This window comes from Coleofasciculus sp., from assembly GCF_046539235.1.
Taxonomy (GTDB): domain Bacteria; phylum Cyanobacteriota; class Cyanobacteriia; order Cyanobacteriales; family Coleofasciculaceae; genus Coleofasciculus.
Window position 1 is genome coordinate 1 of the sequence record NZ_JBKHHI010000247.1, and the last position, 9,825, is coordinate 9,825.

Genomic DNA, 9,825 nt, shown 5'->3' on the forward strand with positions numbered 1-9,825 from the left:
CGATTTTATCCAACCGAGGAATAACTCTTGTGTTTGTCAATCCAGCTTACACGAGTTTGATTGGATTAGTTAAATATAGTCGGATGTATGGACTATCATCTGATGTGGCAGCTGCCCTAGCAATTGCCAGAAGAGGCATGAATTTGAGTGAGAGATTGCCGCGCTCTGTGTCCGCCTATCTCGGAGTGAATCCGAGAAAGCACGTATGGAGCGCTCTATATCAACTTAATAATTTTATTGGTCGATGCCCTGTAGTCAATCGTAGACACGATTACTATAGTGTCTCTAACTGGGAGCCGAAGGTTTTGGCTGATATCGAGCAACAATGCCGGGTATCAGCCAAGTGTAAGCGTTAACGGTTATCGACCAAAAGTTACACCGTGGACTTATACCAAGGCAGAATTACTGATGGGTAGGTTTGTCTAGGTTTTTAGAAGCGGTTTGAAACACGTTCCCGGTGAGAGTGACATCGCTGACAGGTTCTGCAATCTTACCATTGCGAATCATATACCCTTCCCCTGCGGCAAAGGTGAACATTTCACCATTCGTTTGTCCGCCCAACATCCGCACCGCATAAACCCCTTCGTCAATATCGCCAATCATATCCTCGAAAGAACAATCTCCGGGTTCAATCGCCGTATTCGTCATCCGTACAATGGGCGGATAGGTTGCATTAATCGCCCTGGCGTTACCCGTTAGCGCTTCTTGCATCTTTCCTGCGGTTTCCCGTGAATGCAACCGTTGGCTGAGAATGCCATCTTTAATTAAATACTTGCGCTGGGCGGGTACTCCTTCATCATCATAGTGTAGAGTACCTGGTAAACCCGGTAGAGTAGCATCATCAATCACATTCAGTTGGGGAATCGCCATCGGTTTCCCTAGGGTGAGTAACTCTTGCATCCGGGGATTTTCATAGACAAAATCGGCTTCCGATAAATGCCCAAAGGCTTCATGAATAAAGACACCTGCCAAATAGGGATCTAAAACAACCGTGTGCTGTCCGCCCTTCACCGACTTCGCTTCAAGCTGAGTCACCGCCCGTTTCGCCGCCCCCAACACCCGTTCTTCAATCCCCACCAACGCATCGTAATCGGAACGGGAGTGAACCGACTCAAAGCCTTGACGCACGATCCCTTCATCCCCTCGCGCGATCGCACCAAACCGGGCGGATATATCCAGCCGTTCTTGGACAATGCAGGAACCTGTAGAATTGACAAAATAAGTAATCCCGAAGCGATCGCGATATCCCACCATTGTGGTTTGAATTCGCGGATCATACTCTAGTAATAAGCGATTATACTCGGCGATTAACTGACGCTTTTCTAACAAAGATAGACCACGGGGATCGCGACCCAGTTCCACAGAGACATAATCTTGAATCGGTTCCAGTGGCGCTAAACTTGTGGTTTCCTTCCCCACTAACCGCGCTTGGGAAATCGCCGCTTCAATCCGATCTTGCAACTCAGCCAAGCCATTAAACGTGACAAAACTCCATCCCCCCTGATGACAAGCGCGAATTCCCCCAGCTAAACTCAAGCTACGGTCTACCGCATCCAGTTGCTCTCCCCGAAACGATATAGCCGTTTGCTCACTTTGCTCTACCCGAATTTCCACATAATCAACAGCGTCTCGATAGGGTGCGATCGCCTGTTGCAACTGTTCCTGCATGACTATCTTCCCACGCTTTCTATAAACTTATTCTTTACATTTTAAGTCGAATGGTACTGAATTCAGCGTTTGTAGTAAGCGTTGTCTTCACCATAAATGCTGTCATCCGCCAAAAACTGAAATTCTCGTCACCCACCAAACCCTTGAGAAGTGGTGCGTTACGTTTCACTAACGCACGATGGCGGCGTGACCCAGTTAAAATGGTGCATTAGATTTACTTCGTAGTGAGGGATGCGAGCCCTCTCCAGCTAGGCGGAGAGAGAACTAAAGTTCTCACTACAAACAAAGTCCTATTTTAGTTGGGTCATGGCACTACTGGCGTGACCCACCTAATTTGGTAGATTAGATTCGGCTTGTAGTAAGGGCTTCAGCCCTATCTTTTGGTGGGTTTCCTTACGTCAACCCAACCTACAACCTATTCCACTATTTTAGCTGTGTCACGCCACTACTGGACTGACACAGCTAAAATGATGGAATAGACTTTACCATTGAATCGGGTGCACGTCTATGCGCCCCTACTGTTTCTGGGTGTAATTTAGCTTACTGAAAATTGACAAGATTTCGCTGATAAGGGATCACTAATAACTGCTCATGGCGTCTTGAAGTCATTAGCTATACTGGTAAATAAACTATTGCGCTAGCAGACTTATACCCGTAAAAACATGTCTTTCAGATTTCTATTAAGTGATGCCTGGAAAGCGTGGCATCGCCATAGCGGTTGGATGGCTTGGAACTTATTTCTCGCCTTTATCCCCTTAGCTTTGAGCATTTGGCTCTTTCGCCGCTCATCTGGCTCTCGTAACCTTTTATGGTGGGCAGGTTTAATTATTTTCATGGCGTTCTTACCCAATGCACCTTATCTATTGACGGATATCATCCACCTGATTGATGCCGTTCGCCGCGACTATTCCGTTTGGGTGATTACCTTAGTGCTAATTCCGCAACATCTTAGCGTTATTTTATTGGGCTTTGAAGCTTACGTTATCTCGTTAATTAATTTAGGATACTATTTACAAAAGCAAGGCATGGGTAAGTTTACGCTTCCGGCTGAACTGATTACTCATGCTCTATCTGCGGTTGGTATTTATTTAGGACGATTCCTCCGATTTAATAGTTGGGATTTAGTTACACAACCGGAGGATTTAGCCCAAACCGTCGTTGACGATTTAACTGCCAAACGTCCCTTGTTGGTCATGTTTGTCACCTTTATCGTGTTGACAGTATTGTATTGGGTGATGAAACAAATCACGCTGGGACTTATCCTGAAAATGCGTGATCGGAAAGTTCTCCACGAAGTAGGTGGGGATAATTAAAGTTAACGGTGGTGATTGTCATTTGTCATACTCGCTTTCCGAAAAGAAGCAAGCTACGTCATTTGTTAATACCTGTGAAGCGAGTGAGTAGGGTGCCGTTAGCGACAGCGTAACACACCCCAATCCTTTAAAAATCGGTACGTTACTACTGGACTGACACAGCTAAAATTGTGGATTAGATTTGTTTTGTAGTAAGGGAACCTGAGCCAACTCCAGCTATGCGTTGAAGCACTAAAGTGCTTACTACAAACAATCCCATACGCTAAAATGCTTTCAGAACAGGTATTTGGTGAATTACCCAGCCCATGATTGACACTTTACAAACTCAACTGTACCAACTGGAACAATTTGCCAATAATCTGGTTGGCAATCAGCTTACCCATCTGAGTGCATTAAGCATTGGCATTATCTTTGCGGCTGGGTTGCTGACTAGCCTCACTCCTTGTATGCTATCTATGCTGCCAATCACAATAGGCTACATTGGCGGCTATGAAGCCAAAGGGCGCCTGCAAGCGGCAACTCAATCCACTTGGTTTGCACTGGGATTGGCAACCACCCTAGCCGGATTGGGCATTTTAGCCGCATCGGTGGGACGAGTGTATGGGCAAGTGGGTATCGGGTTACCCATCATTGTTAGCCTGATTGCAATTATCATGGGGCTAAACCTACTCGAAGCCTTACCCTTACAATTACCATCCTTTGACGGAATGGAGTGGATTTCTCCCGATTTGCCCAAGGGGATACGTTCCTATCTGATTGGTTTAACCTTTGGTTTAGTCGCCTCTCCTTGCAGTACACCCGTTTTGGCAACGTTACTGGCTTGGGTAGCGAGTACACAAGACTGGGTTTTAGGTGGGGTTCTGCTATTATCCTATACGGCGGGTTATGTTACCCCGTTGATTGTGGCAGGTACATTTACCGCTTCAATCAAGAAGTTATTAGAAGTGCGCCAATGGTCAAGTTGGATTACACCTGTTAGTGGGGCTTTATTAGTCGGATTCGGCGTCTTTTCGCTGCTGTCTCGGATTCCTGGGGGAATTTTTTAATTAAATGACGTTAGATAATCAATCTGTGCCTAATCTTGTCGGACGTTGGTTCCGGCGTTATATCCTGTCATTCCTGGCAGATTTACGACTCGCGATCGCACTCCTTTTAGCGATCGCTCTTTTCAGTATCAGTGGCACCATTATCGAACAGGGTCAATCTCTCGCCTTTTATCAAGCTAATTATCCCGAAAATCCCGCGTTATTTGGTTTCTTAACCTGGAAAGTTCTCCTCTTATTAGGATTAGATCATGTATACCGGACATGGTGGTTTTTGTCAATCCTAGTTTTGTTTGGCAGTAGCCTCACCGCTTGCACGTTTACTCGTCAATTTCCCGCCCTGAAAGCCGCCCGTCGCTGGAACTATTATAAAGAACCACGTCAGTTTCAGAAATTGGCACTCAGCGCTGAACTAGAAACGGGTTCGGTGAATTCCTTATCCCAACTACTACAAGCCAAGCGCTATCGGGTATTTCAAGAAGGAGATAGCCTCTACGCCCGCAAAGGAATCGTGGGGCGGATTGGTCCGATTGTGGTTCATGCCAGTATGTTGATTATTCTGGCTGGGTCAATTTGGGGTGCAATGACGGGATTTATGGCACAGGAAATGGTTCCTAGTGGCAAAACCTTTCACGTCAGAAATATTATTGATGCCGGTCCCTGGGCAAAATCTCAGGTTCCTCAAGATTGGGGGATTCATGTTAATCGCTTCTGGATTGACTACACCCCCGAAGGCGGAATTGATCAGTTTTATTCCGATTTATCAGTTGTCGATAATCAGGAACAAGAGATTGACCGAGAAACTATTTATGTGAACAAACCCCTGCGCCATCAAGGTGTCACCTTCTACCAAACCGACTGGGGAATTGCGGCGGTGCGGGTACAGTTAAATAATAGTCCGATTTTCCAGTTACCCATGGCGAAACTGGATATCCAAGGGAATGGGCGTATCTGGGGGACTTGGGTACCGACGAAACCGGATTTAAGTGAAGGGGCTTCGCTGTTGGCAAAAGATTTACAGGGGACGGTTTTGGTGTACGATGCCAAAGGCAAATTAGTCTCCACGGTTCGTTCTGGAATGAGTACCCAAGTGAATGGGGTTAACTTGCGCCTGAAGGAATTAATTGGCAGTACGGGCTTACAAATAAAAGCTGATCCGGGAATTCCGATTGTGTATACTGGCTTTGGTTTGCTGATGGTGGGAGTGATTATGAGCTATGTGTCTCACTCCCAAATTTGGGCATTACAAAAAGGCGATCGCTTTTATGTGGGAGGTAGAACCAACCGCGCCCAGGTATCATTTGAGCGAGAAGTGATTGAGATTTTAGATCGCTTGCATGAGGATAAATCAACGCCTGAAGTGCCGTTACAAAAGGCGATGCAAGTCTAGTGGTGTGGCACACCTACTTAGATGGATTAGCATTGTAAGGGCGTAGGTTGTGCCATCGGTGTTATAGCAACCGCCATAGCGGTTAGGACACATCTTATGGTAGAGACGTTGCATGCAACGTCTCTACAACAGTTGGTTTGTCCTAGTCGATGTGTCTACTGCTATCTTTGAGATGTTTTAGCTTAAGTTGACATCAATGGGCATTACCGTGGATGGAGTTGTTCATTGAAACAAGCAGATTGCCCCCTACTGTGACACTTATCCCTTGTCATATTGATATTATTTTCCCATCAATACCTTTTCATATAGTTCCCCCGCCCGTTTCCAGGTATATTTCTGCTCAACCAGCGATCGCCCATTTTCTGAGAGTTGTTTGCGAAGCTGACGTTTCTCGAATAACCGACTCACGGCATATACATACTCAGCCGTATCATTTGCCCGTAATGCCCGCAGGGGGACATCTCCGCCATCGACGGGCAATCCTTCCAAACCGCGATCGCTTGCTACCACCGGGACTCCTGCTGCCATTGCTTCTAGGGTTTTGTTCTTAATCCCATAGCTAGTCCGCAGGGGAATTACACAAACTGTTGCCTTATGCAAATAGTCTACGATTGAACTCACCCGCCCTGCTACCGTAATTCCCGGACGTTCCTGCAACTCTAGCACCTCAGGTACAGGACGTGCGCCAACAATTTCTAGGGTTGCCTCTGGATAACGTCGTAAAATCTCTGGGAATACCTCTAAGCTAAAGAAACGCACCGCATCAACGTTTGTCGGGCTATCCATAACACCCACAAAAACCAATCGATGTCCCCCCGGATCGGAGACACGTTTGGGAAACTGCTTAAAATCAACGCCATTGGGAACTAACGTAATCTTGCCCTCGGGTTCATAATCCTCTATCTGACGCCGATCTTTAGGAGTCGCAACGACAATATTGGTAAACTTGCCACAATATCGCTCTTCGTAACGACGCAGTAGAGGTAAATTTAATTGCTCTCGTAGCTGCTTATCCGCTGGTTTGCCGTCTAACTGATGACGCTGCTTCCGATAGAGGGAACTATGAATATTGACGACGGTTCGCAACTTCTCTCGCCATTGGGGGCGAACATAAATTTCATTCATGCTATGTTCGCAGGTGATCACGTCAAAATTTCCTGACTCGATTGCCTGATTAACCCACTCCTGCATCTCCGGAGAGTACTGTTTTAAGACACTTTGAGGCGTTCCTTGTTGCAGGAATGTACTCAAGCGCTGCATTTTTGACCGCAATCCATTGTTGTTCTCTGAGACATTGGGTTGAGGGAAAACAACGAGTTCTTCAACCCACTCCTGCAACTTTTCTACGTCAGTCTCGGAAATATCATCAGTGCGTTGAGTCACCAAGGTAATCTGATGACGCTCACTCAGAGCCTTAAGTAAGTTAAATGTTCTAACCTCAGTTCCGCCGCTGGTGGGTGGATAAGGAAATGTGGCAGAGAGGATGAGAATTTTCATAAATCTTCAGATTCTCCGCAAAATAGTCATAAATTCGGTTTTATCGGAATTAATGATGAATTGAGATGGCATTTATTAAAATCTGCTAATGGATTATGTCTATATTCATCAAACAGTTTTACCTTATTATATAAACATTTTAAGGTTTTAATCATAAATTATTTATATAGATAATTTATTGTTAATTTTTGATCACAAATTATTGACAGACTATTCCTTGAGGTGGATATCTTCAAGGGAAATTTAAGCTAAAAAATGACCCCTGCCTAACCCTGCCCTTGTCAAGGGGAGGGAACTCGAATCCCTTGGGTTATACTCAATCGGCTTTTGTTATCCTCTTTATCCCTGGAAGACTTTTTCCTTCTACCCCTTGGATTACTCTGCCCTCTGCCCTCTGCCTTCTCCCGATCAAAATGGAGGTAGTCAATCCGGATTTAGTATGACTTGTTCATAAAGCTGGGCGGCTCGCTCCCATGTATAATTATTCTCAATAAACTGGCGTCCATTTTGTGACAATTGTGGTCTCAGTTGAGACTCTTCAAATAAGCGAGTCACCGCATCGACATACTCGGAAACCGAGTTTGCCCTCAATGCTCTTAATGGTACATTGGGACTATCAACCTCAAGTCCTTCCAAACCGCGATCGCTTCCCACCACAGGTACGCCCGCAGCCATCGCCTCTAGGGTTTTGTTCTTGATCCCATACCCCGTTCGCATCGAGACGACACATACCGTAGCTTGATGTAAGTAGTCTGCCATAGAAGGAACCCGCCCGGTTACCGTAATACCGGGACTATTCCCCAGGGCTAATACCTCAGAGGTGGGACGTGCGCCAACCAGAGTTAAGGTTGTGTCTGGATACCGTTCTTGAATTGCGGGAAATACCTCTAAACTTAAGAACCTCACCGCATCAATATTGGCTAAATTATCCATAGCGCCAATAAAAATTAAGCGATGTCCACCTGGATCAACAGTTCGATAAGGAAATTGGCTAAAGTCTACACCATTGGGGATCACGGCAATCTGACTGGGGGGATTAAATGACTGAATCTGTTGGCGATCATCATCCGTCGTCACCACAATATGAGAGAATTTAGCACAGTAGCGCTGTTCATAGCGATACAGTAGAGGCAGATTCAAGCGATCGCGCCACAGATTCTCACTTGTACCCGTTTGCAACTGATTGCGACAGGAAGCGTACACCGAACTGTGGATATTGACAACCGTTCGCAGTTGTTCGCGAAACTCCGGACGCACATAAATCTCATTAACGCTATGCTCGCAGGTAATTACATCAACGTTATTCTGCTTGACACACTGATCAACCCAATCCTGTAGTTGTGGAGAATAAATCGAGAGGACACTGGGAGGAATCCCCTGCTGTAAAAACTGACCGAAGCGCTGTAACTTGCCCAACAATCCTCCCTTCAGACTGGAAGTTGTGGGACGGGGAAAAACGACCAACTCAGCCACCCATTCTCGTAATGCTTCAATGTCAGCATCGGTTACATCGTCAGCGCGTTGAGTGAGTAGGGTAATCTCATGTCCAGTGAGATGTTTGAGTAAATTAAACGTCCTTACCTGAGTCCCTCCTTGGGTTGGGGGATAGGGGAACGTAGAAGAGAGCATCAAAATCTTCATGGGTAATTGGTGAGGGTTTAAGGCGTGTATACAAAACGTAACCTATTTTAGTTTTGAGCAAGCCTGTAGAATATCAATAATTCTTCCCTCAAAACATAATATCCTAACGTATCCCGGTAGTGCTATAATACCCAATTTAAATGCATGACAGCTTATCCTACGGATATATAGCAAGTCGCTAGGCGTGTATTTTATGATTTCTGGCAAATTACCCCTAATAAAAAAGCCTGAAACGATGATTGTTACAGCCTTGCTATTATTTTGCCGAATCTTGCTTGGCTTGAACCATCATCCGCACAATATCAGGCATTTTATACTGAGCTTGCCATCCTAATTTTTCTCTAGCTTTGGCGGGATTGCCACGACTGACTGCTAAATCGGTTGGTCGGAACAAACTCCTATCCGTGATCACATAATCTTGCCAATTTAAGCCGACCGAATCAAAAGCCGCTACCACAAACTCTTCTAGGGTGTAACTCTCTCCCGTTGCAATCACATAATCATCGGGTTCTTCTTGTTGCAATATTTTGTACATTGCCTCAACGTATTCCGGTGCCCATCCCCAGTCTCGTTTAATTTCAACATTACCCAGATAAAGCTTTTCTTGGCTACCTTGGGCAATCCGAGACACTGCCGCAACAATCTTTTGGGTCACAAATCGTTGGGGTCTCAGGGGAGATTCGTGATTGAAAAGAATTCCGGAACAAGCAAACAAACCGTAAGCTTCGCGATAGTTTGCCACTTGCCAAAAAGCCGCAGATTTTGCCACGGCATAGGGACTTCTGGGGCGAAATGGAGTTGTTTCATCTGCCGCTTCTGTGCCAATATCACCAAAACATTCACTCGATCCCGCATTATAAAATTTAATAGGTTCACCCGTAAACCTAATCGCTTCTAAAAGATTTAACGTACCAATAGAAATACTTTCTAGAGTTTCTACGGGTTGTTCAAACGACAATCCCACCGAACTTTGTCCCGCCAAGTTATAGACTTCATCCGGTTGGTTTTTCATCAGGACTTGCAGAACGCTGCGAAAATCTGTCAGGGCGGCAGATTCTAGTTTCACTTGGTCACGGATACCCAGGCGGACTAGATTCTGAAAGGATGACATTTGAGCATCCCGTGATGTACCACAGACGCTATACCCTTCGTTGAGGAGTAATTTAGCCAGATAAGCGCCATCTTGACCGGACACGCCGCAAATTAGTGCTTTTTTCATGATTGGTCATTGGTCATTGGTCATTGGTCATTGGTCATTGGTCATTGGTCATTG

General features: G+C 45.6%; 8 protein-coding genes and 1 pseudogene. 4 read left to right on the forward strand and 5 right to left on the reverse strand.

Annotation, left to right across the window (positions count from 1 at the left end):
* Window positions 1-356: pseudogene (locus ACLFWI_RS19740) on the forward strand (hypothetical protein); the annotation flags it as partial.
* Between the two features lie 46 nt (window positions 357-402).
* Here ACLFWI_RS19740 and ACLFWI_RS19745 read toward each other — a convergent pair.
* The gene (locus tag ACLFWI_RS19745) at window positions 403-1,668 is read right to left on the reverse strand and encodes a TldD/PmbA family protein (protein ID WP_446414325.1); all 1,266 of its coding nucleotides are present in this window, start codon (window positions 1,666-1,668) and stop codon (window positions 403-405) included.
* A 662-nt stretch (window positions 1,669-2,330) separates the two neighbouring features.
* Here ACLFWI_RS19745 and ACLFWI_RS19750 point away from each other — a divergent pair.
* The 3 genes from ACLFWI_RS19750 (at window position 2,331) to ACLFWI_RS19760 (ending at window position 5,414) form a co-directional block, all read left to right on the forward strand.
* On the forward strand, window positions 2,331-2,981 hold the full coding sequence (locus ACLFWI_RS19750; protein ID WP_446414326.1) for a DUF1361 domain-containing protein: 651 nt from the start codon (window positions 2,331-2,333) through the stop codon (window positions 2,979-2,981).
* 305 nt (window positions 2,982-3,286) lie between these two features.
* The gene (locus ACLFWI_RS19755) at window positions 3,287-4,027 is read left to right on the forward strand and encodes a cytochrome c biogenesis protein CcdA (protein WP_446414327.1); all 741 of its coding nucleotides are present in this window, start codon (window positions 3,287-3,289) and stop codon (window positions 4,025-4,027) included.
* A 4-nt stretch (window positions 4,028-4,031) separates the two neighbouring features.
* Window positions 4,032-5,414: a cytochrome c biogenesis protein gene (locus ACLFWI_RS19760; protein ID WP_446414328.1), complete on the forward strand. Its 1,383-nt coding sequence runs from the start codon at window positions 4,032-4,034 to the stop codon at window positions 5,412-5,414.
* On the opposite strand, the gene ACLFWI_RS19765 is transcribed toward ACLFWI_RS19760, so the two are convergent.
* The 4 genes from ACLFWI_RS19765 to ACLFWI_RS19780 all read right to left on the reverse strand — a co-directional run bounded on the left by ACLFWI_RS19765 (window position 5,391) and on the right by ACLFWI_RS19780 (window position 9,774).
* The gene (locus ACLFWI_RS19765) at window positions 5,391-5,528 is read right to left on the reverse strand and encodes a hypothetical protein (RefSeq protein ID WP_446414329.1); all 138 of its coding nucleotides are present in this window, start codon (window positions 5,526-5,528) and stop codon (window positions 5,391-5,393) included. The genes ACLFWI_RS19760 and ACLFWI_RS19765 overlap by 24 nt on opposite strands.
* Window positions 5,529-5,693: 165 nt before the next feature.
* Entirely contained in the window at window positions 5,694-6,911 is a 1,218-nt protein-coding gene (locus ACLFWI_RS19770; RefSeq protein ID WP_446414330.1) for a glycosyltransferase family 4 protein, read from the reverse strand.
* A 423-nt stretch (window positions 6,912-7,334) separates the two neighbouring features.
* The gene (locus ACLFWI_RS19775; protein ID WP_446414331.1) at window positions 7,335-8,552 is read right to left on the reverse strand and encodes a glycosyltransferase family 4 protein; all 1,218 of its coding nucleotides are present in this window, start codon (window positions 8,550-8,552) and stop codon (window positions 7,335-7,337) included.
* 256 nt (window positions 8,553-8,808) lie between these two features.
* Window positions 8,809-9,774, reverse strand: coding sequence for a GDP-mannose 4,6-dehydratase (locus ACLFWI_RS19780; protein ID WP_446414332.1), 966 nt, complete (start codon window positions 9,772-9,774; stop codon window positions 8,809-8,811).
* Between the last annotated feature and the right edge of the window lie 51 nt (window positions 9,775-9,825).

Coding starts and splice junctions, on each gene's coding strand:
- ACLFWI_RS19750 (WP_446414326.1), top strand. CDS start 2,331: ATGTCTTTCAGATTTCTATTAAGTGATGCCTGGAAAGCGTGGCATCGC.
- ACLFWI_RS19765 (WP_446414329.1), bottom strand. CDS start 5,528: ATGCAACGTCTCTACCATAAGATGTGTCCTAACCGCTATGGCGGTTGC.
- ACLFWI_RS19745 (WP_446414325.1), bottom strand. CDS start 1,668: ATGCAGGAACAGTTGCAACAGGCGATCGCACCCTATCGAGACGCTGTT.
- ACLFWI_RS19775 (WP_446414331.1), bottom strand. CDS start 8,552: ATGAAGATTTTGATGCTCTCTTCTACGTTCCCCTATCCCCCAACCCAA.
- ACLFWI_RS19760 (WP_446414328.1), top strand. CDS start 4,032: ATGACGTTAGATAATCAATCTGTGCCTAATCTTGTCGGACGTTGGTTC.
- ACLFWI_RS19755 (WP_446414327.1), top strand. CDS start 3,287: ATGATTGACACTTTACAAACTCAACTGTACCAACTGGAACAATTTGCC.
- ACLFWI_RS19770 (WP_446414330.1), bottom strand. CDS start 6,911: ATGAAAATTCTCATCCTCTCTGCCACATTTCCTTATCCACCCACCAGC.